The 23,502-nt window shown below is 40.7% G+C and carries 17 protein-coding genes and 1 pseudogene; 10 read left to right on the top strand and 8 right to left on the bottom strand.

The window, feature by feature from the left end; translation table 11 throughout:
* Positions 1 to 14: 14 nt before the first annotated feature.
* The 3 genes from V7K89_RS21145 to V7K89_RS21135 all read right to left on the bottom strand — a co-directional run bounded on the left by V7K89_RS21145 (position 15) and on the right by V7K89_RS21135 (position 4,707).
* The gene (locus V7K89_RS21145; RefSeq protein WP_335190570.1) at positions 15 to 1,121 is read right to left on the bottom strand and encodes an ABC transporter permease; all 1,107 of its coding nucleotides are present in this window, start codon (positions 1,119 to 1,121) and stop codon (positions 15 to 17) included.
* An 89-nt stretch (positions 1,122 to 1,210) separates the two neighbouring features.
* Complete coding sequence (locus V7K89_RS21140) at positions 1,211 to 3,337, bottom strand: ATP-binding cassette domain-containing protein (RefSeq protein WP_335190567.1); 2,127 nt, start codon at positions 3,335 to 3,337, stop codon at positions 1,211 to 1,213.
* Positions 3,334 to 4,707: an HlyD family secretion protein gene (locus tag V7K89_RS21135; RefSeq protein ID WP_335190565.1), complete on the bottom strand. Its 1,374-nt coding sequence runs from the start codon at positions 4,705 to 4,707 to the stop codon at positions 3,334 to 3,336. Before V7K89_RS21135 ends, V7K89_RS21140 begins: the two co-directional genes overlap by 4 nt.
* A gap of 115 nt (positions 4,708 to 4,822) precedes the next feature.
* Here V7K89_RS21135 and V7K89_RS21130 point away from each other — a divergent pair, with 115 nt between their 5' ends.
* Both V7K89_RS21130 and V7K89_RS21125 read left to right on the top strand, forming a co-directional pair.
* Complete coding sequence (locus V7K89_RS21130; protein ID WP_335190563.1) at positions 4,823 to 5,464, top strand: TetR/AcrR family transcriptional regulator; 642 nt, start codon at positions 4,823 to 4,825, stop codon at positions 5,462 to 5,464.
* Between the two features lie 47 nt (positions 5,465 to 5,511).
* The gene (locus V7K89_RS21125; protein ID WP_335190561.1) at positions 5,512 to 6,852 is read left to right on the top strand and encodes a cytochrome P450; all 1,341 of its coding nucleotides are present in this window, start codon (positions 5,512 to 5,514) and stop codon (positions 6,850 to 6,852) included.
* 546 nt (positions 6,853 to 7,398) lie between these two features.
* On the opposite strand, the gene V7K89_RS21120 is transcribed toward V7K89_RS21125, so the two are convergent.
* From V7K89_RS21120 to V7K89_RS21110, 3 genes and pseudogenes are all read right to left on the bottom strand, one after another.
* Entirely contained in the window at positions 7,399 to 8,667 is a 1,269-nt protein-coding gene (locus V7K89_RS21120; RefSeq protein WP_335190559.1) for a bifunctional sterol desaturase/short chain dehydrogenase, read from the bottom strand.
* A 234-nt stretch (positions 8,668 to 8,901) separates the two neighbouring features.
* Positions 8,902 to 9,714: pseudogene (locus V7K89_RS21115) on the bottom strand (fatty acid desaturase).
* 585 nt (positions 9,715 to 10,299) lie between these two features.
* On the bottom strand, positions 10,300 to 10,971 hold the full coding sequence (locus V7K89_RS21110) for a LuxR C-terminal-related transcriptional regulator (RefSeq protein WP_335190557.1): 672 nt from the start codon (positions 10,969 to 10,971) through the stop codon (positions 10,300 to 10,302).
* Between the two features lie 100 nt (positions 10,972 to 11,071).
* Between V7K89_RS21110 and V7K89_RS21105 the strand changes: the two genes are divergently transcribed.
* The 4 genes from V7K89_RS21105 (at position 11,072) to V7K89_RS21090 (ending at position 16,171) form a co-directional block, all read left to right on the top strand.
* On the top strand, positions 11,072 to 11,728 hold the full coding sequence (locus V7K89_RS21105) for a DUF3386 domain-containing protein (protein WP_335190555.1): 657 nt from the start codon (positions 11,072 to 11,074) through the stop codon (positions 11,726 to 11,728).
* A gap of 162 nt (positions 11,729 to 11,890) precedes the next feature.
* Positions 11,891 to 12,394 (top strand): HugZ family pyridoxamine 5'-phosphate oxidase, encoded by a 504-nt coding sequence (locus tag V7K89_RS21100; RefSeq protein ID WP_335190553.1) that lies wholly within the window; start codon positions 11,891 to 11,893, stop codon positions 12,392 to 12,394.
* Between the two features lie 306 nt (positions 12,395 to 12,700).
* Positions 12,701 to 13,585: an alpha/beta fold hydrolase gene (locus V7K89_RS21095; RefSeq protein ID WP_335190551.1), complete on the top strand. Its 885-nt coding sequence runs from the start codon at positions 12,701 to 12,703 to the stop codon at positions 13,583 to 13,585.
* Between the two features lie 276 nt (positions 13,586 to 13,861).
* Positions 13,862 to 16,171, top strand: a complete 2,310-nt coding sequence (locus V7K89_RS21090; protein ID WP_335190549.1) for an FAD/NAD(P)-binding protein — start codon at positions 13,862 to 13,864, stop codon at positions 16,169 to 16,171.
* 11 nt (positions 16,172 to 16,182) lie between these two features.
* Here the strand turns inward: V7K89_RS21090 and V7K89_RS21085 are convergent, their stop codons facing one another.
* Complete coding sequence (locus V7K89_RS21085) at positions 16,183 to 18,915, bottom strand: zinc-dependent metalloprotease (RefSeq protein ID WP_335190547.1); 2,733 nt, start codon at positions 18,913 to 18,915, stop codon at positions 16,183 to 16,185.
* 584 nt (positions 18,916 to 19,499) lie between these two features.
* On the opposite strand from V7K89_RS21085, the gene V7K89_RS21080 reads away from it, so the two are divergent.
* From V7K89_RS21080 to V7K89_RS21070, 3 genes are all read left to right on the top strand, one after another.
* Positions 19,500 to 19,655 (top strand): hypothetical protein, encoded by a 156-nt coding sequence (locus V7K89_RS21080; RefSeq protein ID WP_335190545.1) that lies wholly within the window; start codon positions 19,500 to 19,502, stop codon positions 19,653 to 19,655.
* A 251-nt stretch (positions 19,656 to 19,906) separates the two neighbouring features.
* A complete protein-coding gene (locus V7K89_RS21075; RefSeq protein ID WP_335190543.1) occupies positions 19,907 to 20,290 on the top strand; it encodes a hypothetical protein in 384 nt (127 codons plus the stop codon).
* 665 nt (positions 20,291 to 20,955) lie between these two features.
* Positions 20,956 to 21,447 (top strand): orange carotenoid protein N-terminal domain-containing protein, encoded by a 492-nt coding sequence (locus V7K89_RS21070; protein ID WP_335190541.1) that lies wholly within the window; start codon positions 20,956 to 20,958, stop codon positions 21,445 to 21,447.
* Positions 21,448 to 21,763: 316 nt separating this feature from the next.
* Here V7K89_RS21070 and V7K89_RS21065 read toward each other — a convergent pair whose 3' ends face one another.
* Positions 21,764 to 22,543 (bottom strand): glucosamine-6-phosphate deaminase, encoded by a 780-nt coding sequence (locus tag V7K89_RS21065; protein ID WP_335190539.1) that lies wholly within the window; start codon positions 22,541 to 22,543, stop codon positions 21,764 to 21,766.
* 236 nt (positions 22,544 to 22,779) lie between these two features.
* On the opposite strand from V7K89_RS21065, the gene V7K89_RS21060 reads away from it, so the two are divergent.
* On the top strand, positions 22,780 to 23,463 hold the full coding sequence (locus V7K89_RS21060; RefSeq protein WP_335190537.1) for an HAD family hydrolase: 684 nt from the start codon (positions 22,780 to 22,782) through the stop codon (positions 23,461 to 23,463).
* The last annotated feature ends 39 nt before the right edge of the window (positions 23,464 to 23,502 follow it).

Raw genomic sequence — 23,502 nt, 5'->3', positions numbered from 1 at the left:
AAAATACAGAGAGATTAATTTGGTAATTGCATTCGGCTTAAAACTCGGCGTGATACATTGAAAAAGATTAATCCCAAAGCTGCAAGCATGAGTAAATCAAACCAAACTCCGCCGAATCCTGTACCACGCACGAAGGCATCACGAGTGATATCGATGTAATAACGTGCTGGAATTATGTTAGGTAGTAGTGATAAGGGGAAAGGAATATTGTTCAGGGGATAAATAAAACCTGAAAGTAAAAAGGATGTGATAAAGCCCACGAGAGAAACGCCTTGTACAGCAGCATTTTGGTTACTACTGCGGACTCCTAAAAGTAATCCGAAAAAAATACTATCTGTCAGAAATAGTAAAGTGCCAATTATTAATATTATGGGGTTGCCAACTATGCCGAGTTGAAAAATAATTGAGCCTAATATCATCACTACTAATGTTTCAAGGATAGCAATTAATAGATATGCTAATCCTTTACCAAGTAATAGTTCAGTGGCGTTAATACTAGAAGCGTAGACTTGTACAATTGTCCCTTTTTCTTTTTCCCGTACCATTGCGATCGCACAGAGCAATGAAGGAAAAATCCATAGTACAACTCCGTAAGTTCCTGGCACAATATATAGCGATTCTAATCTCCCTGGATTAAACCATAAACGCATTCGTGCTGTAATACTACTAGTAGCAGGTAGCAGTCCATGCTCTTGCATAAAAAAGTTTGTCACTCTTTGAATACTATTTCTAATTACACGGGCATTATTAACATCAGTAGCATCGATTAATACTTGCACATTTGTACTTCTACCTGCTTGAATATCACGGCTAAATTCTGGCGGTATAATTACTGCGGCTTTGGCGATTCCCTTATCTATAACATCGCGAGTGGGATTGCCACCAAACCATTGTTTAGCTACAAATTGATTAGTGGCATACAGTCTTTCAATATAGCTATTACTTAGGTTTGTGCGGTTAAAGTCTTGCACAATTAAAGGAATATCTTTACTCTCTAATCTAATGGCAAAGCCAAAGATTAATAAGGTAATAAATGGCAATAAAAATGCTAGTGCCAACGTCAGGCGATCGCGGCGAAATTGAGCTATTTCTTTGACACATTGAACAAAAATTCGTTTCATATATATTAAGTATGGCTTTGCCAAAAACCGTAACGTTTTTAAACGTAAAAAAGCGCAGAGTAATGCGAAGTTTTTTGGAGTAGAATTCTCTATTGGATACTCTTTTTCTCTTCTTGCGATCGTTGTACTATACCAATAAAGGCATCTTCTAAAGAAAAAGGAATCGGACGTAAAGAATTGATGGTAATTTGATGAGCTTTTAAAAGTTGAGTTAGTTGATTTATTTCCTGTTCGGGACGATCGAGAACAACGTGTAAACTATCAGCAAAAATCGAGATGCGCCAAGACTCGAAGTGTTGTTTTAGGATTTTAGAAGCTACTTGGTTTTGATTGACAATAATTTCTATTAATTGTCCCGGTTGTGAGGCTTTGACAGAACTGGGTGAACCTTCGGCGACGGTTTTTCCTGCAACCATAAAACTCATGCGGTTGCACTGTTCAGCTTCTTCTAGATAGTGCGTTGTCACTAAAATGGCTGTACCGCTGCGGGCAAAATCATTAATCAGCTTCCAAAACTGGCGACGCGCCAACGGATCTACTCCCGATGTTGGTTCGTCTAAAAATAAAATATCTGGTTCGTGCATCACGCAAGCACCGAAAGCAACTCGCTGTTTCCAACCACCTGGTAGCTGCCCAGTAATCATATTTGCTTGTCCTTCTAACCCACAAGTAGCAATTACCCAATCAATTTTTTCCCGTCGAAGTTTGCGAGGTACGCCGTAAACTCCGCTATAAAATTCGAGATTTTGCAGAATAGTTAAATCGTCGTAAAGGGTGAATTTTTGACTCATGTAACCAATCCGTCGCCGTAAGTCTGCACTACGCAGATTTCCTGTTTCACCACCCAAGGAAATCTCACCGCCGCTTGCTTCTAGTAATCCACACAGCATCTTAATGGTGGTGGTTTTTCCAGCACCATTAGCACCTAACAACCCAAAAATTTCCCCATAGCGGACTTCGACATTGACATCTTTAACGGCTTGGAACTTGCCAAAAACACGGCTGAGATTGTGAGCATATATAGCTAAAGCATCTGTCCCCTTGTCCCCCTTCGGGTTCGCCAGTCCCCCAGACGCTCGTTCGTCGCTCTTAGCGTCTCCCTTTGGGAGAAGACTCGCTAACGCTGCGCTATCGTGACGGAGACCGCCAAGACGGGGGCTGGTCTCACCTTGTCCCCTTGTCCCCGTGCCCCTAATTCCCAGTCCTGTTTTGCGATAACGGGGAAATGGGAAAAATTGCGGTGCAGAACCTTGTTGTCGCAGGCGCGTGACAAAGACGTTTTCTAATGTGGGTTCGCCATGTTCAATACTGGGAGAAGGTAACTTATGTTGTTGCAGTAGTTCGCGGACTTGGGTTTCGCCAGAATTTATATCTTTAACGAGGACATCCAAGCGATCGCCAAAAGTTTGCACATCTACTATATTTGTTTGAGTAGTTTGGGAGAGTATTTTTTCTGTCGCTTCCAGGTTGGCTGTTCGCACTTCTAAGCGATGCAAGCCTAAATTAGCCCGTAAATCTGCTGGTGTACCAATTTCATGAATTTGCCCACTGTACATCAAAGCCACGCGGTGACAGCGTTCAGCTTCGTCTAAATATGGTGTAGCAACTACAATTGTCATTCCCTCGGCTGATAATTCTCCTAGCACATCCCAAAACTCTCGCCGGGAAACTGGATCGACACCCGTGGTAGGTTCATCTAATAACAATACTTCTGGTTGCGAAACCAAAGCACAACACAGCGCCAGCTTTTGTTTCATCCCACCAGAAAGTTGTCCCACTAAGCGATCGCCAAATCGCTCTAAATTCATTAATTTTAAATATTTATTGCGCCGTTCCTTTAATAAATCATCTGCTACTTGCCGTAATCCTGCTGCATAACGCAAGTTTTCATCAATACTCAAATCCAAATACAGGGAAAACTGTTGAGTGAGATAACCTGTTATTAATCGGGCATCTCGTGCAGGTTGATTAAATATTTGCACCTCCCCTGCGGTTGCTTCCATCACACCGCCCAAAATGTGAAATGTGCTAGTTTTCCCTGCACCGTCAGGGCCAATTAATCCAAACATTTCACCTTTGTGGACACTCAAATCAATTCCCCGCACAGCAGCTAAGTTTCCATAGTGCTTGTGCAAACCGCGAACTTCAATTGCTGTAGTTGGCAAACTAGATGATGGGGGTAAGTTTAAAGAGAAAGTAGTAATTTGTTGTTTCATTCCCTTCTACCTCCTGCCTCCAAATTAATTTCAGCATCTGCTGGCATCCCCATTTTGGCGCAGGGTAAATCTGATTCACTATAAGGTTTTTCGGGGTTAAAGCAGCTATCAGGGTTTTGAACTTTGATCCGAATTCCTATTACTTGTCTGACTCGATCTTTTTGAAAGTAAATATTTTCTGGTGTAAATGAAGCTTGCGGATCGATGGCAATTACTTTACCTTCTAATGGTTTCTCTGGTGCAGAATCAATGAAGATTTTTGTTGTTTGTCCTAGACGCACTCTGCCAATATCGCCTTCGGGAATAAAACCTCTAAAATAGACTGTTTTCGGGTCAACAATTGTCAAAATATTAGTCTGACTGCTAACTATTCCACCTGGTTCGACACTCCGGGCTGTCACTACTCCATCTAAGGGACTAACTACATTTAAATCTTTTTTGGAGTCTGCAATCTGGGTAAGAATTTGCTGATTTGATGCTTGGGCATCTTTCACTTTGGCACGGGCAGAGTTAACTCTCGCCTGTGCAGATTTAAGTTGAGCATCACTTTGCTGCTGCTTTCTGACTAATGCTATCAACTGGGCGTTGCGAATGTCAGGATTGAAACCTGTAGTTTTGGCTTGAGTTAACGCCCCTGACACCGCACTTAACTGTTGGCGTTCGGCATTAACTGCTGCAACTCGTGCTTCTAGGGTTGCTATTGCTGTATCTAAAGTGGTTTGGGCTTGATCGAATTGTTGTTGATTGATCGCTCCTTCTTTTACCAATTGAGCATAGCGATCGCGGTTGATTTTTGCTAAATTAACTTCTGCTGCTGCCTGTTTTACTTGCGCTTGTGCTTGCACTAGTGTGGCTCTGCCTGCTGCGACATTTGCTTGTGCCTGCTCAATTCTTCCTTGGGTATCTCCTTGAGACTGCCGTAAATTCAGTTTGGCTTCGTTAATTTGGCTGTTAATTTCTTGAATTTCTCTGGTAACTCGCTCTACATCTGAAATTGCTTGCTGTTCATCATACTTAGCAGATGTTACTCTCGCTTGTGTACCAAGTAGTTGTTGTTGCAGCAATTGATCGTCTGTGCCGTCTAACTTAATTAACTGTTGCCCCTTTTTAACTGCTGCCCCTTCCCGCACGGCAATTGTCTCAATTCTTCCAGAACGCTTGATGCCAATCTCCGTTTCATAACCCTCAATCCGTCCACTAACTTGCAGTAGATTTGGTGATACTTGCGGTTGAGAGCGCCATACCGCGTAGCCAATGCCACCCGTCACCAACAGCACCCCAATCGCTAAAAGGATCGGTTTCTTGCGGCTTTGCTGCTTCGATACTGCATCTTTGAGATTTTCCGGGGATGTTGAGATAGTCTGAGTCATAGTAGCACCCTGGATTGTGAAAAATATTTTGTAAATTGAAAATTTTGAATTCAGTGTCATATACTAGACTGTCTAGTATGATAAAACAAGATATACGTCAAAAAATTTACTCTTCATGCCGATAAACCCTACTTTTCAACTAGAAAATCCTTTACCTGCGATCGCTCCCAAGCAGGAGCAAATCTTGCTTGGAGCTATACAGGTATTTTTAAAGGAGGGTTACGCTAGAACAAGTATGGATCGTGTCAGCGCAGCAGCTGGAGTATCTAAGCAAACAATATACAGTCACTTTCAAGATAAAGAAGGGCTATTTAAAGCGTTGATAGAACGATTGACGCTCGCTTGTTTTCAAAGTGTTTTTTGCACAGAAAAATTACATGGTGAACCAACGATTTTTTTGCGTCAAATTGCTGAAATTTATTTAACCGAAGTCGCTGATAATCCCGATTATTTGGCATTGTTGCGTTTGATTATCACCGAGTCACAAAACTTTCCAGAACTAGCCAAACTTTATACCCAAACTGTTGTGCTACGCGGTCGGCAAATACTGAGTCAGTATTTCGCATCTCATCCAGAATTAAGAATCACTGACCCAGAAGCGATGGCTCATATTTTTTTTGGTTCTTTGGTATCCTACGTGATTGTACAAGAAATGTTATATGGAAAAGAACTTACATTTTTATCACGCGATCGCTTGCTAGATAGCTTAATAAATGCAGTCATCAGCCAGTCCATAAATACGGTTACTCAGGCATAATGGGTGTATTTGTTTGAGATTATGAAGTGGCATCACAGGTAAATATTATGCTTAGTCAATTACCGAATTGCATTACTAGCCCTTCGTGGTGGCAACTGATCGGATGGATTGCCGATCCGATTGGATTTCAGCAAAAGTATAGTCAAGAGTATGGAGATATTTTTTCCATGCAACTGGGTGGACTCGGTTTTTATGTAATTCTTAGCCATCCCCAAGCCATTCAAGAAATTTTCAGTCAAGATTCTAAATTTGATATTGGTCGTGGGAATAAACTTGCAGAACCTTTGATTGGGCAAAATTCTCTCATGTTAATAGATGGTGCCCGCCATCGACGAGAACGAAAATTATTAATGCCCCCCTTTCATGGAGAAAAGCTACAGACTTATGCTCAACAAATCTGCTTAATTACCGAGCAAATCGCCAGCCAATGGCAAATCAATCAACCTTTTGTGGCTCGGTCTGCCATGCAGAAAGTTAGTCTAGAAGTAATTTTACAAATTGTCTTTGGTTTAAGTGAAGGGGAACGCTATCAACTAATTTTACCTCTACTTACTAGTTGGTTGGATATGACTGATTCTCCTTTGCGCTCCAGTATGCTATTTTTGCCATTCTTACAACAAAATTGGGGAAAATGGACTCCTTGGGGGCAGATGAAAAGTAGACAAAGCTCTATTCATCAGCTACTTCAAGCAGAAATTGCAGAAAAAAGAATAAAGAACAATCACCAGGGTGATGTTCTGAGCTTGATGATGGCAGCACGGGATGAAAATGGGCAAGCAATGACCGACGATGAATTAAAAGATGAATTGCTGACAATTTTATTTGCTGGACATGAAACTACTGCAACAACGCTAGCATGGGCTTTCTATCAAATTCACCGAAATTCAGATGTTCTTGTAAAATTGCAGCAGGAACTTGACAGCTTGGGAGAAAATCCTAACCCCATGGAAATTGCCCAACTTCCTTACTTAAGCGCAGTTTGCCAAGAAACCCTGCGGATGTATCCTGTCCTGCCAGGGCTTTTCCCACGCATTACCAAATCATCCATAAATATTGCCGGATACCAGTTTGCTCCTAACACAACCTTAATGCCAAGTATCTACCTCCTGCATCACCGGGAAGACTTGTATCCAAATCCTCAACAATTTAATCCCGAACGTTTTTTAAGACGTCAGTATTCCCCTTGGGAGTTCATTCCGTTTGGTGGCGGAAGTCGGCGCTGTTTAGGATATGCCCTTGCTCAGTTAGAAATCAAATTAGTCCTCGCAACAGTTTTATCCAATTATCAACTTACCTTACTGGAAAATAAACCTATTAAACTGCAACGACGTGGATTTACCCTTGCTCCTAATGGTGGAGTTCGGATGATGGCTATTAAAAAACGATAAACTTGCTTGGGAGGAACTTCCGTAGCGATCGCTTTCTCAAGTTTATCCAAATTCTGTTTCAATTTGGATAAGCTTGCGCCCTTGCTTCCTCCGTAATTTTATGCCCTTCTGTCAAAACTATTGCAAGGCTAAGGGTCTCACTTTCACTCCTCAACCGGAAACCGTCGCATCATCTTTTGCCATAGTCCAGTTTTAGATCGATCTTATCAAGCAGTTTCTAATACCAATTTGAAAAAAGAATGCGACAAATAGACCATTTGTAGAGACGCGATTCATCGCGTCTTTACCCAAGGATGTGTTGCAATCATTAATTGAATTGGTATTATACCAATTCTCTAAAATAAGGCAACAGATGTAAGCAGGGATTGCCTTGCTGCATCTAAATTTCTCAATTGCAAATTGCGAATTGCGAATTGCGAATTGGTATTAAATGTTATATCTACGAAGAACTAGCCAGCCGCAGGCATCGCAAATCAAACTTCGCAAAATTACACCCGCTCAGGGACAATTCATGAATTGCCCCTACCTGAAAATCATTCTTTTCGACTATTGTTTGCGTAAGTCCTGTTCATTTTTCGCTGTCCGGCTGAAGACTCGATAGTATAGTGACGTACTAGTTTCCTTTAAGGGAAACATCAGATAAGTGAGAGGATTTATTGTCACAATCATATTTCGGAAGTCGCGCCGTGCCAAAAATAAGATCGCACGAGCAACTTGCTGTGCAGACATTACTCCATAAGGATTCAGTTGACTCTTAAATGGGCCAAGAATTAACTTGCGAATTACACAATCCCCATCCAAACGCTTGAGGGTAACAATATCTCCTAACGCTCTTTTGCTGAGTTCATAAAGTGGACTTAGTGCTGGAGAAACCTCAGCCTCAGAAGTGTTTACCCAGATTTCCTTGGTTGCTTTTGCTTGTGGGCTTTTTACAGTTGTCAAAAATATATCTATCAACCGCAATGCTGAAAAGGTATTTACTTCATAAGAAGAGTTGATAGCCTCCGATGTGCGGCTGGCGTAGACATTGACTCCGTGATTGATAATTAAAATATCTACTTTCTCTAAATTATCCTTCAGATTGGCTTCGTTGCCCAACTGCCAGGAAACCACCTTTACCCCAACTTGCTCTACTAATTTTTCTGGATTAGTAGTTAATGCCACTACTTTAGCATTATTCTTTACAAGTTCAGCCGCCAACGCTTGCCCCAATGCTCCTGATGCTCCGGTTAAAGCGATGGTTTTACCTTTAAGAGATAGTCCTGTACCAAGAATTTTATCTACTAGGGGAAAGACACCACTGTAGTAGGCGTTAACATTATCAAAATGATGCCGCCAATGGTAAGACCGATTCACCCACCAAATGGATGGAATTGTCTCTAAAGGGCCGGGTAGGTGGTTGTAATCTGTATCAATTTTTCCTTGAAAATATCGCACAGACGCGCCATACAAAAAGGTGCAAGCGTAAGCTACTCCTAACCAGAATCCTTTATGCTGGATAATTAAGGCAATGACTATCAATACCACCAGCAGTAGACTCGATTCTAAAATGTCATGATAGAGTTGCGATTCTTGGTAAACTTTTAGGGAAACTATCGATAAATCGCGGCGATAAGCCATGTGGTGCTTGTTGTGCCATTTAGCAAGCCAATTTACTTGGTGACATAAAGCATGGTAGCTGTCTCTCAAGACTTCAGCAAGTAAAAGTGAGAAAAGTGCCCAACTAGCAAACTGTAAGCTGGCATTTAGCCAAACCCAATTAATTTGTAAGCTTGTCTCAATTCCTATCAAGTTTTCAGCTAGCATTTTTATCATGTTTGTCTATACTCGTTTTTTTTAATCATTCTTTATAATCTGATAAAGGTGTGTTTAGGTCGAGTCTAGAGCAAATTAAAATCAAAACGGGAATGGAGAATGGAGAATGGAGAGTGGGGGAGCAGGGGAGACAAGGGGGACAAGGGGGACAAGGGTGAATTATTGAACAAGTCTCTCCCTTATCTCCCCCTTCTTCCTTGTCTACCTTGTCTCTTTCCAATACCCAATGCCCAATTAGGAATTAGTTATAATATTCCAGTTGACTTTTAGATAACCAGGTTCAATGTGGGTAAAGTGTTTGCTCAATTGCTGATGTGCTTTTGGTAGCGCGTGGAACGGAATTGATGCGTACAAATGATGCTCTGCATGAAATGGCATATTCCACATAAAAAATCGTACAGGCCAGAGTGTGAGCGTTGTGCGGGTATTTGTGAGCAGATTTGCGTCAAGAGTGCAACCTGTATGTTCTGCTAGCAGAATGAAACGGAGAATTGGCTGACCGACAAGCAGAGGTAGCAGCCAATATAGGAAAAACCAAGGCTGATTAACTACAATTGAAAGAGCGATGTCTACGACGGGCTTCGCCTACGCACCTGCATAAATACCTAATTGCCAACGTATAGAACGCATAACTTCGGCTCGTGCTGCTTCTGGCACAAATGGAAAATTGTCAAATTGACCAGTCGCAACTTGAAAATGTCCGCGTATTTTACCCCACCACCACGGTAAACCGCTAATTATCAACAAGTATTTGCCCAGGTTGCTTGGTTTGGGATCGGTCAATTCTGGATCTTTGTCAGGAACGCGAGTGTAACGGTGATGCCATTTATGATAAAGACGAAAAAACGTGCTGTTGTAAAATGAGAGCAAGCCGGAAAACCAAGCTACAGCATCATTCAAACGATTGTTAGCGAAAGCTGTTCTGTGAACGCATTCATGCATTGGTGCAAACATCGAAGCCAGACTGAAGCCGTAGATTATCAGTGCTGGTATAGCCACCAACCAATTACCAAAGTTTGTTGCCCATAGGTAGCTACTGCAAACCATGACTGTAAGGTACAAAGCCAATTGAACTAGCCCTTTGCTGTTGGAGCGATCGTTTAGAAGCCTTAATTCTTGTACACTGAGAATTTTACAGAAGTTTTGCTCTTTATCAGTTTTGTCATCCAATAATTCAGATTGAATAATTGTGTCATTAGACATAATTTGAAGTAAATTAGCGTAAACAGTTGTGTGTGGGTTCCTTTGTGACTCCTGAATTCTAATGTAATTTTAATAGACACTCTAAATTTAGCTGACCACACCAGCGCGAAAAATTTGTTCTGTGGTTAAATTCAACTCTGGCAAAGTTGGTGATTGTTCATCTCATTTATCACTCTTTCTAAAACCTGGATAACGCTCAAACCGAGAGATTCATGCGACAAATCTTCCATTATTTCTGCCAAACGGTTGCAACCTGGGTATTTTGATTCTGCTAGTAAGAATTGTATCTCGCTACAGTCCACTCAATACAATTCTTGTTTTAAAACTGGGTTTTATAACGAGAATTACAGTTTTCATATCATGTCCGGTTAATTAGTTATAATTCCCGAATCTACCTAGAAAGCCCAAAAACCCTGCCCCCTGTCCCATTCAAGAAACTTGTATCTCTTGTAGCTTTGCCACCATTTCTGCACGCGCCGAAACTTTCAACTTCCGGAACATCCTCTTTAAAGCTTGTTTGACGGAATTTTGCGTAATCCAAAGTTTTTCTCCGATTTCCGCATTCGTTAACCCCTGTGCCACCAACTCGGCAATTTCTAACTCACGCGCTGTTAGAGGACTTATTAAAAGGGAATTGGATATTTTAGGTTTTGTCCGTAGGGTTGCCATTTTTGCTGACAAATGAATACATAAAGCGCTCAAGTCAGCTAAATCGTTGCCATTAAAGGCAGGATTTCCCTTGTCACGTGCCAAGTTAAGCGTTCCTACCAGACGACCATCGCAAACAATTGGCCCGGTCATCACGTGTTCGTGGTCGGAACGCGAACAAAAATGCTTCCAGTCTCCTGGCGATAATAATAACTGTTCATGAGCGGGAGCATGACGCTCAACCACATAGCGCCCGACTGGATTGCTCTCTAAGCATACTGCCGGAATGCCTGGAACATTAATCTCAGTGGTTGGCTGCTCATCTAAAAGATAAATACCCCAATTTTGCACGCCAAAATGCTCGCTAATTTGATCCGAAAGAGCAAGTCTTAACTCTTGCTCATTTTGGACATTAGCGATCGCCTGAAATACAGCGTGTAGAGAATTAGCCATAAGTGTACCCAGTTGGGGACTATCCAAGCCTCAACAATTACTTCTATGCTAATACCAAGGAAACTAAAACGCTAATTACAGTAGCGACTAGGAGAAGCACATGACAGTTACACAACTCTCTGCTCAGGAACTTTTCCGGGCTGCTTATGAAAACCGCTATACTTGGGACAAGAATTTCCCTGGTTATACCGCAAATATTACCTTTAAGCATGATGATAAAGTGTTTACAGGCAAAGTTATCATCAACGCCAATCTCAAAGCCGAAGTTTTGGATGTAGATGATCAGTCAGCCAAGCAGGCAATTCATGGTCAAGCCTGGGAAATAGCAATTCACCGCATCCGCCGCAGCTTTGAAGACACTCACAGCGCCAATACGTTTAGCTATGGTAAAACTGACGAAACTGGTGCGGTTGAGCTTTTAATGGGTGGTAAGGCTGAAGGCGATAAATACAAAGTCCGCAATAATGAAGTCTGCCATGTTCACCGTCTAATCCACGGTACTTTTGTTACCATTGACACCTTCAGCAGTCACGACACTGGCGAAGGTTATCTATCCCATACCTATGACTCTGTGTACAATGACCCCAAAAGTGGGGAACAAAAGGGCGGTAGAAGCGAATTTATTGATGAGTATGAAAAAGTTGGTGACTATTTCATCCTAAATCGTCGGGAGATTCGCACCGAGACAGCAGGACAATTTTCTACTCAGGAATTTATTTTCTCTGACATTAAATTGTTGGAACCTGTTGCTGCTTAAACTGTATTCTGTAATTCAAAAATTAGCGATCGCTCTTGAGTTCAAGGGAGCGATCGCTTTTATTTTTTGGGCATTCCATGCATAGCTGTAGCCCATCCTAGACATCGCTCAATCACGTTAAGATACTTAATTAGGTGTTCCTAATCAAGCGGTAATCTACTTATGAGTCAACTTGAAAACATTCAAGCTGAGTATGAAAAGTTTCCTGAAATATTTGAGAGTGTGATTATTAGCACTGTCAGCGCCCAGGCAATACCCAATGCTAGTTATGCTCCCTTTGTAATGGATGATTCCAAAAATATTTACATTTATGTCAGTGGTCTTTCGATTCATACCAAAAATCTTTATGCCAATCCTCATGTTAGTGTCTTGTTTATTGAGGATGAAGCTAAAAGTAATCTAATTTTTGCCCGTCGTCGTTTGAGTTTTGATTGTACGGCAACTTTGATAGAGCGTGAAACTGACAATTGGAATCAAATTGTTGAGCAATTTCAAGGGCGGTTTGGTGAAATTATCGAGGTTTTGCGTGGCTTATCTGACTTTCGGATTTTCCGGCTAACTCCAAGTGAAGGTCGTTTTGTTATTGGTTTTGGGGGAGCATATCATATTAGTGGTGATAACCTTCATCAACTCGTTCAAATCACAGGAGATGCCGATAAAAAATAAAGGTAAGCTATGAATTAGGAATTGTAAGAATTGAGCAACCAAGAGTCAGGAACTATAATTTAGTAGTAATTGATATATTGATTCATCGAATGCAGGACTTACGCAAAATTAGGAAAAAACGAACTGTAAAGAACGTAAACTAAACGTTTGTACAGCGTCTCGCAAAGAAGAATAGAGTGTTTTAGAGAGTTATTGCGTAAGTCCTAAAATGTTCTCCTGATTCTTGAACTATTTAGACAAATGTATTTTAATTCCTGAATTAGTTTGACTGTATGCAAATTCAAATAAACTAAACTTTTTAATTTTATGCTTCAGTTTCAACCTCCTGGCTTTGGACATAAAGTCATCCATACATTCTTGGGGGCAATGGTTTACTATACTCAAACGAATGCACCTTGGGCGATTACTGACGCTGAAGATTTACCCCCATTACTATTTCTCCATAACTTTGGTGGGGGAGCATCTGCTTATGAATGGTCTAAAGTTTACCCAGCTTTTGCCGCTAATTACCACATTTTAGCCCCTGATCTCATCGGCTGGGGAGAATCGGCCCATCCAGTGCGGGATTATAAAATTAGGGATTATCTCAGTACGATCGCAGAGTTTATCATCCAAACTTGTCGCCAGCCAGTGACAGTGGTAGCCTCATCTATCACAGCCGCTTTTGCTATCCGCCTAGCTATTGTTCAACCCAATTTATTCAAATCACTGTTTTTGGTTTCTCCATCTGGATTTGATGATTTTGGCCAGGGTGCTGGACGCAGACTTCCGCTTTCGGTAATTAATGCGCCTCTATTAGACAATTTTATTTATCTGCTTGGTGCTGAAAATGAAATTGCAGTCCGAAATTTTTTACAAAGTTTTCTCTTTGCTAAGTCACAACGAGTATCTCAAGAAATGGTGGAGGCTTATTTAACCTCAGCACAACAATCTAATGCCAAGTTTGCTGCTTTAGCATTTTTGCGAGGTGATCTTTACTTCGATCTGAGTTTATATATTCAACAACTAACAGTTCCCACCGTCATTTTTTGGGGAGAAAAAGCACAATTTACCAACATTAAACTAGGACAACGCTTGGCAAATTTAAATCCAAGGGCAATTCAAGATTTTTATGCGATCGCAGATACTGGAATATTACCTCATTTGGAAATACCAGAAGTTTTTATTGGTCTATTGCAGCGGTATCTTTAAGAATTAAAAGATATTTTCATAGTCAACCAAAGTAATCTCGTTACAATAGACAATGACTGAAATTATATCATGTCCGGTTAAAGACTTATCATGATTGTCCGCTTCAGGGGCAGGGGTGCAGAAGAGCAGAAAGGAACGGTTTTTGGACTTTCTGCATAGAGAAAGGAAATTATAACTAATTAACCGGACATGATATTATACTCCCAAAAACCGACCAGTATATAGTAGTTAAATTAATTGCGAAAGTAGTCACCATACACTCTATTTAGCACAGTGATGCATTCTAATGTCCTGATCGCACATCCTTCAACCACCACGATCGCCCTTGTTGGTGCTGGCTTTAGTGGTTCTTTAGTAGCGGCTCACCTATTAAAAACTGCCAACCGTCCCCTATTAATTAAACTGATTGAGCGCAGTCACGACATTGGCAAGGGAGTCGCCTACAGCACGGACACCATCAGCCATTTGCTGAATGTATCCATAGGTAAGATGAGTGCCTTTCCCAACGATCCTAGTCATCTGCTGCGCTGGTTAAACTATAACCGCAGTGAGTTAGGGACATTTCTACCTAGTGACTTGAATGCCAGCAGCTTTATTCCCCGTCAGATATTCGGGCTTTATATCCAGTCGATTTTGGAGGAAGCTGAAGCCACGGCATCGAGTAACGTCCGGCTAGAGCGCGTCATCGATGAAGTAGTGGCAGTGGAGCCACAAGCCAAAGGCGCGATCGTCTCCTTAAGTAGCAGCCGTACTTTCGTGGCAGACAAAATTGTACTGGCACTGGGAAACGCTCCTTCTCCCCCTCCTGGCTCGCAATCCTCTAAGGACAATGACACCCCCTACCTACGTCATGCCTGGTCAGCTGAGGCGTTGGCAGAGCTGAAGCCTGATGCGCCTGTATTGCTGATTGGCACTGGATTGACGATGGTGGATATGGTGGTGTCACTCCATGATCGCAACCATCAAGGCAAAATTTATGCCGTGTCTCGCCGGGGATTGTTTCCGCTACCGCATCAATCGACTAAACCCTACCCCGCCTTTTTGACCCCAGACACCGCGCCGAAAACAGTTCGCGGCTTGCTGCGGCGCATTCGCAGTGAGATGGAAACGGCAGCAGCGCAGGGCTACAACTGGCGATCAGTAATTGATTCCCTGCGTCCGATCACCCAGCAACTCTGGCAACAACTGCCGCGCCTGGAGCAAAAACGGCTTTTGCGCCATGTCACCCCCTATTGGGATGTACATCGCCATCGAATTGCCCCCGAAATTGGCAAGATTGTCCAGGCAATGTTGGATTCCGGACAACTAACTATTACCGCAGGGCGCATTCAGGGCTATCAGGCGGCATCTGACGCGGTGGCAGTGACCGTTCGCCAGCGCCAAACGCAAAGTAATCAAGTTTTGCAAGTCGGTCGCGTGGTGAATTGTACTGGAGTACAAGCAAATTATCAGCGATCGCCCCAATCTCTAATTGCCAATTTACGCACCCAAGGATTGATCCGCCCCAACGATATTGGCTTGGGTTTGGATACTACCCTCGATGGTGTTGTATTAGATGCTCAGGGTAAACCTTCAAGTCTACTCTATACCTTGGGCACTCCCCGCAAAGGCAATTTGTGGGAAACGATCGCTGTTCCCGAACTACGCGAGCAGGCCCAGGCATTGGCGACAACGGTGTTGCAGTCCTTACCAGTGCGGGTACGTCCCGTTTCGCCCATTTCTCGCACCGCTGAACAAGACTATAGTGACCTTCAACTTGCCATACCCCAGTCAACGCTATTGTTTCGCCAATTCTTTGACCCAGAATCTAGCACCTACACCTATCTGATTGCGGACAGTCAGACTAAAGATGCGGTACTAGTAGATACAGTATTGGAGCAGGTTGACCGTGATTTACAAGTGTTGGATGACTTGGGGTTGAGTCTTGGCTACTGTTTGGAAACTCACATTCATGCTGACCATATCACTGGTGCTGGCAAACTTAGACAACAAACGGGTTGTCAAGTGATGGTACCTGAGAATGCCACTGCTAGTAGGTCTGCGGATCACTCCCTTGCCGATGGTGAAACCTTAATCGTGGGGGCGGTGCGGATTGAGGCGATCGCTACACCAGGGCATACCGACAGCCATTTGGCTTATTTAGTCAACAATACCCATCTGTTAACGGGGGATGCTTTGTTGATTCGTGGTTGTGGACGCACAGACTTTCAATCGGGCGATGCAGGTACTCTGTACGAGACAGTGACACAACAGTTATTTACTCTCCCAGAGGACACCCTGGTTTATCCCGCCCATGACTATAAAGGGCGCACTGTTTCCACTATTGGTGAAGAAAAACGTCTCAATCCCCGATTTGCCAATCGCAGCCGCGATCAATTTATCGCCATCATGAGCCATCTGGGTTTGAGCTATCCCAAAAAGATGAACCAAGCCGTACCCGCCAATGAATACTGTGGCGATTTCATGCCCGAAGAGAGTCTGAGCAATGGTACGAGTTCGGCGATTGATGTAGATCGTGAAAAAGTAGAAAAAACGCTATCAACTAATACTGAAATTTATGAGGACTACTTTGCTATGTACATTTAAGAGTATTGTGGCTACCTAGAAACTAACTGCGCGTTTAATGCTTTAGTAATGCGATCGCCAGAAGATTCTAAGTGAGCTAAGGTGTAAATATCAAGACTTTCGCCAAGTTGTTTGAGTCTGACATCAATGGCTTTTTGCAGTTGGCGCAGTTTATACCAAGCCAATGTCCGCCCATCTTCAGGTGTATTAGTAGTACCCAACATCATCTGTAACAAAATATTCAGATGTTCCCGTTGCAATGAACGGCGGATGCTAGAAATTGGCTTTGGTTCTCCTGGGGCGAAAACTTCTGTCCAGATACCTGTTTGCAGACTGTCGAACAATTCTGGTATGGAAAGCGCTTCTCCAGGCAGGGTTTTTAATTCTATATCTTGTAACCGATTCAGGCGATCGCTGTCTAATAGCGATCGCAATATCCCACTTTGAAAACTCAAAATGCGATCGTGAATTGGATAATCAAGGCGGTTATTAGGTGCAGAACTACCCCAGTGTTCCCAATGTGACGGTGCTAGTTGATTGAGCAATTGTGGTGAAAAGCTGAAAGCATCTTCAGAAAATACATACTCTTGTAACTTTGTCAACGCTTGACGTTGTTTTAAAAGCGAAACTGGTACAAATGCCCAAGCATCATCATTGGGATAGAGACGCCGAAACGATTGTCCACCAATGTATTTAGAAAGCAAAGTGGCGTTACGAAAATAATATTTAAGTACTCTATTAAATTTCAGGCGTAGGTTACTATAGCTTTCTCTTTTCGATAAATAACCCTGATCAAGACACTGCCACATAAAACGAGCATTATCCATTTGCCACTGTGAATAAAGTAGCACATCATTACTCATATCCCAGACATTTGCCAAAGGATTGATATCCCAAATATCTTCATCACTTGCGTAAGATAATTCTGGTTGAGGCGATGCTAGTGCAATCTGGTCTAAAAAACTTTTTTCTGATTCTGGAATCGTTACCTCAAGTGCTGTTGCTGGAAATTTTTTATAACCATACTCAATTGCCCATTCGTCATAAGGCCCAATAACTCCGGGGAAATAATCACCTTGCCGTACTCCCTGTGGTGCTATATTCACAGGTACATAGTCCATCACCGAACCTACTAAACCTTTGGTGTGAGTGATTTCAGTATTATTTAATTCTTGTGGCGCTAACATGGTGCTGCCATAAAAGTTGTGACGCAAACCCAGAGTGTGTCCGACTTCGTGAGCGATGAGAGAACGTAAATATTGATGTACATACTCCTTCATCGTTTCACTACTAGGTGTAGTGTTTGGCAACATTGATAACGCCAACGCCCCCATAGCTGCTTGATTTGAAGACTCCATACCATAGCAGGACTCAGAGGAGAAAAACAGAGCAGAGGAAGATGATGCAAAAAATCTATCCAGATATTTCCTTGCGTGTTCATGTCCTTTCATCTTTTCAGGACATGAATTTGCCTCGATTAATGCATGATATTCTTGCTGAACTAAACGCACCATATTGGCATCTACAATAATATCTGCATCCAATATTTCCCCAGTAAATGGGTTGACGCGCATCGGGCCTTTGGCAAAACCTGCATCTAAAGAATTGAACCAGCGAATAGTGTTGTAATGTACATCTGCTGGTTTCCAATCAGCATCATCTGGCATTTGCTGCACTTCAATCGCATTTTTAAATCCGGCTTTTTCAAATGCTTTGTTCCACATCAAAACGCCTTCACGAATCGCATCTCGGTATTTTAGTGGTACAGCATTTTCAATCCAATACACAATTGGTTTTTTCGGTAGAGATAAAAAGGCGTTAGGATCGGATGGTTCTAAATGCCAGCGATTAATGTAACGTACAAATGATTCACGAGCATTATTATCAGAAAAGTCTTGGAAAGCAGTAGTAAAATATCCAACTCTATCATCGGCAAGTCTGGGAATATAACCATTGTTTTCTCTTAACTGAGAAAAACTGTAGTGTACCTTTAGAGTGAGTGACCTACTATCAGGTACGGTGATTAAATTTGAGCCTTCTAGCGATGAAAAACCATAAATCGAATCAATCTCTATGTTTTCTGGGAAACTGTTAACATCACCAAAATATGATTTGTGTGCATCTAAGCGGTAATCGGCTTGCAAAGAGTATTTTAATAGAGGAGTTAATCCAGGAAAATCCTGCATTAGTAGTCCATTCAGGTCGATTAGAATATTTTGATTCTTTGGATCGATAGTAGCTATTTCGAGTGAATAAAGAACTGAATCGCTAAATGAACGAGCAAGCGATCGCTGTTCTGCTATACTGTCTGTACGGAATTTTACATTACGCACAACAAAATGCAATCTATTATTTATTCTTCGGAAGTAAAAGATAAAATCAGAAAGAGGTAATCCACTATAAATCCCACTTTCCCCAATGCCTGATTCCAATGTCACTATAGCTAGGTAGTTTTTATTTAACTGCTCTGGCTTAAGTTCTAAGAAAACTTTTCCCGAATCCTCGCTGCAATAAAGTGTGAAGAGTCCTTCAAGTTTATCTATCCGATTAACAATCCCATTAAATCGGCAAAAATCTTCCTTTTTAATCTCAGTAAGATACTTGTTAATACTTGCTACGTTTTCAACTCCTGGCAGTGGATTTAATTGCTGTATATCAATATTAGAAGTATTTGAAAGTTGGTTTGCTCCGGCATAATCATTTGATAGCAACAAGCTATACAGTAATACTATATAGATTGCTAATTTCGTTATCCAGTATTTCATCCTTTAGCTTTCCACCTGAAGCAGTTCTCGTGTTAAAGAAAAATGTCGAGTAGTTTTTTATCTGTAAGCCCTTCAAATATCTAGGGATTACAATATAAATTCACTCAGTCAGATAAACAATACTTCTAGTACAGCACAGCAGAAATCCAGCTACCATCTTAATTAACTAGACAAATTGTTCAAGCAACTTGTTAAAGGTAGGCAAACTTTTGCCACAGTGTACTAGTCTAAAAGTCATGTGACTGTTGATTGTTATTAGTAACTATTTCGGAATTATCCATAAGTATCTATCTTTTAAGGCTGATAATTTTTACAACCAAAGATATATGTTTTTTTTATTTATACTTGTATTAAAAACCAAATGTTGTATGAAAAATGTATTTAGTGCTACATTTATCTAGACAAGGAATCTCAAGCATAATTTATAAACAAAGAGTAATACCGTTCAGAAAGCTATTATTAAGCATTTAAATGCTTTTTTTTGAGTGAATTTTAGAAATTTATGCTAATCTCAACCGTTTTCTCACATCGTCAATTGTTCTCAATGGTCTTGAAAGCCTTATTCTTACGCAAAATCAGCTTTTTTGCCTAATTATCGACCATTTACTCTAGGCAACCACAAACCAATTTTGAGTGATTTGGAGTTATTTTGTGTATTAAGTAAAAGTGAGTACACCAATTTCTACCGCTTGGGTGATGTCAAAATCAAGCAATCTATGAAAAATATCGTGGCTAACTAAATATTGCTGTTAATACATATCTGGCGAAATTGAATATGCGTTATCCAGAACCCTTGTAGAGACTTAGCATTGCTAATTTCTAGATTTTTTTTCACCTCTATGAATGGTTTGATTTAGTTGATTTGCTTGCGGATGATTGGTATAGTATCATCTAGGATGTTTCATCACTGAGATATGCCTTTTGTTAGAAGGATAATTATTTTTTTATAGGTAATCTTTAATTTGTACTCCAAAAAACAAACTAATTCGGCATGATAAATTTGATTTCTAGGACTATTAGTCAAATCAGTTCCCTCCTTAAAGGACTTAAAATAAAAGGTTTTTTGGCTGTTGTCATAGTTGGTTTTCTAATACTGACAACGAATGTTGCTCCTGGGCAAAGTAACACAGGCTTAAAAGAAAGAGTTCGCGAACAGATAGAGCAAAATGATTCTCAAAGACCGAGAACAATCGGGGAGTGGAATAAAGAAGCTCGTGAAACCGAAGGTGCTCCTGGTGAACGACTTAAAAAGATTGGAGAAGAGTCAGCAGAAGCCTTTAAACAATTTGGATCTGGCTACGTAGAAGGTGCTGAAAAAACTGCTAATGATGTTGGGGAAAGTGCAGCACAAACAGGCAAAAAAATCCTTAAATAAGTTCGACGTTAAATGCATTCCAATCTTTACTTGGCAGTAAGTACTAATAACTTTTTGCCAATAAATGAGTAATATTACGAAGGCTGGTATCTAACCAACAAACTCTTCTAATATTTGGGTAAAGCGTTCACCCTTACTGATGATAGATTGTAGCGTTTCGTCAGTTGCATTAAATATAGGTTTTTAGTAGGGGCGTACAGTTAGCTGTATACCCCTACTGCGTATTATAATTTCACGTCCGTTTGATTTCCTATTAAACTCGAAGAAACCCAAAGACTCAAAACTATACTTTGTTTGCCGTTGCTTTGGCTTATTAAAGGCTGCGACCAAAGGTAGTAACTCACTTACAAGAGAATTATAATGCAAAGCCTTCCAACAAGATTTAATCCACAGTTGATTGCCTCTGTCAATGCATAAATTATAATTAAAACCACTATTATAATCAAGCTAACATCTACCCAAAGAAATACCTTTTAATAATCTTTTAATTTGGCAACAGACTTATAATTGCTAACTCTTTCATTTGGCACTTGTCAAGCATTATTTTAGCTTTAAACGATCTTCTTTATGATTTTAAGACATCTGTCTTCAGTAGGGTAGAACTCCAAATGTACATTTGATAACATTTTTAAGAATAAATAAATAATTGCGATTTGGAGTTAATCATGACATCTACACAAACCAACGATCCAACTATTCGCGAACACGTTCAAGCTTGGCAAAATTTAAATGCAGATCAACAGCTTGCATTGTTTTGGTTTATCTATAAAGAAATGGGAAGTACAATTACTCCGGCCGCTCCTGGAGCCAGTACTGCTTCTCCAGAAATAGCTGAAGGTTTATTTAATCAAGTTAAGGAATTATCTCAAGAACAACAATTACAAGTTCAGCGTGATTTAATCAACAAAGCGGATAGCGAAATTTCTCGTCAGTATGGCTCTTTGGGTGATACCACAAAACTCCTATTTTGGTATCGATTATCTCAAGGGATGGACGATGGGAGTATAATTACTGTACCTGCTGATTATGAACTTCCTTCCGAAGCTAAACCATTGTTTAGCAAAATTCAACTATTAGAGTTTGAACAGCAAATTACTCTTTTCCGTGATTATGTTTCGCCAATGGGTACTGAAGCGAAATCAGGTGCTGAAATTTAGCACTCTTGAACTTTTTAAGATACTGAGGGTATCTATTAAGCTATTTATACCCTTCTCTTAAAGCTTGCTAGATTCGTCAGTCGCTTAATATAAAGCTAAATTTTGATGACTGGCGTATTTAGCAACTTTTATTTTATTACTTTGAGATGTTGATGACTTCTATAAATATCCAATTTGTAGAAGAAAGTATATCATAATTTGCGATGCATATAGAATATCGCTTGATAGTTATAGCTTTATTGTATACTGAAACTACTAATGCGATTCCAGCGATCGCTCAAATAATTAGCTTGGAAGATTGAGGATGTAAATAAGTTTAAGTTGCTTTTAGTAAGCTAGCAGAATTAACATCCAAAAATAACGTTGCTTGGGGTTGTTGACGAAGAATGGAAGCTGGACAGTCTGTACTAATATCTTCTTGCAGCATCTTTTGTACTACATTCGCTTTACGTTTCTCTGGAGCAAGACAGATAATTTTTTTAGCCGAACAAATCGTCGGGATAGTGACAGTAAAAGCATACTGCGGGACAGTTTCTAGATTCGGAAAGTGACCTGTACTTACTTGTTGCTGACGATTCACAGTATCCAGTTTTACCAGTTTCACGCTGTAAGGATCTTGAAAATTTACTACAGCAGGATCGTTAAAAGCTAAATGTCCATTTTCGCCTACACCAAGACAGCATAAGTCAATCGGTTGTGCTTGCAATAATTTAGTGTAGCGATCGCACTCTGTTACTGGTTGTAATGTATCACCTTCTATATAGTGAAATTTTTTAGGATTAACTCGCTTCTCTACACGTTCTCCCATATAATGCCGAAAACTAGCAGAATAGTCAGCAGTAATTCCCAAATATTCATCTAGATGGAACAGAATAATCCGTGACCAATCTACACCACCCAACGCAATCAAAGCATCAAGAAATTTGAGTTGAGAGTTACCTGTAGCTAATAATACAGCAGCTGTATCCTGCTGCTTAAGAACTTGCTGTAAATACTTTTGCACGATTTCGGCAACATCCTCGGCCATTTCGACTTCAGAGTTATAAATCTGCACTAATAAATCATCAACGCGAAAAGAGTTTGTGGCGGCTACCATTTGCTTACGAAGAAGGTTATCGATTATACGGCAGTATTCCCTTGAGGTTTTATCTATCTGCCCTTGTATGCCCTATCCAGTATAGATTTTAGGATTTAGCAGATTAATTTCTGACTCTTGAAATTTCTTTTCCAGTCCCTAATCCCCGTATTAACGAAGGAACAATCACTAAAGACAAAAAACAATGTAAACTATTCAAATTAAGTTAACAATTATTTACATTTTACCCAAAAATTATGCTGGCTGCAATTCTCTTTGACCTAGACGGGACTATTGTCAACACTGACCCTATACATTACCGAGCTTGGCAGGAAATGTTGTTAAATTACAACATAGAAATAGATGAAACATTTTATAAATCTCGAATTAGTGGAAGGCTAAATCCAGAAATTGTTAAGGATATTCTGCCACAATTATCAGCATTAGAAAGGGAAAGATTTGCAGACGAAAAAGAGACGCTTTTCCGCAAACTCGCCCCAGATATCAAACCGCTAAGTGGATTTTCTGAACTAATAGCATGGACAGATATATATAAATTAAAACGTGCATTAGTAACTAATGCCCCTAGATTAAATGCAGAATTTATGCTAGAGGTTTTAGGAATAAAAGAAGCTTTCCATACAGTTGTTTTAGCGGATGATTGTATTGCAGGTAAACCCGACCCTGCACCCTACCAAGTTGCCTTGAATAAATTGGAGATTACAGCAGAAGAAGCGATCGCTTTAGAAGATTCTCCCTCTGGTATTCGTTCAGCAGTGGGCGCAGATATCCGTACCATTGGCATCGCCTCCACCCACGATCCGCAAATTTTGCAGTTAGTCGGTGCTTTTATGGTAATTCCAGACTTTACTGATTTGCAATTGTGGACATTCTTAAACTCACTTATACAGCAATCAAGTGCGATCGCTTCTAATTTTTGAGGACATTAGGCATTGGGCATTGGGCATTGGGCATGATTA

It is taken from the genome of Nostoc sp., assembly GCF_036917515.1.
In the GTDB taxonomy this organism is placed as follows: domain Bacteria; phylum Cyanobacteriota; class Cyanobacteriia; order Cyanobacteriales; family Nostocaceae; genus Nostoc.
This window is presented reverse-complemented; position numbering and strand designations above follow the sequence as displayed.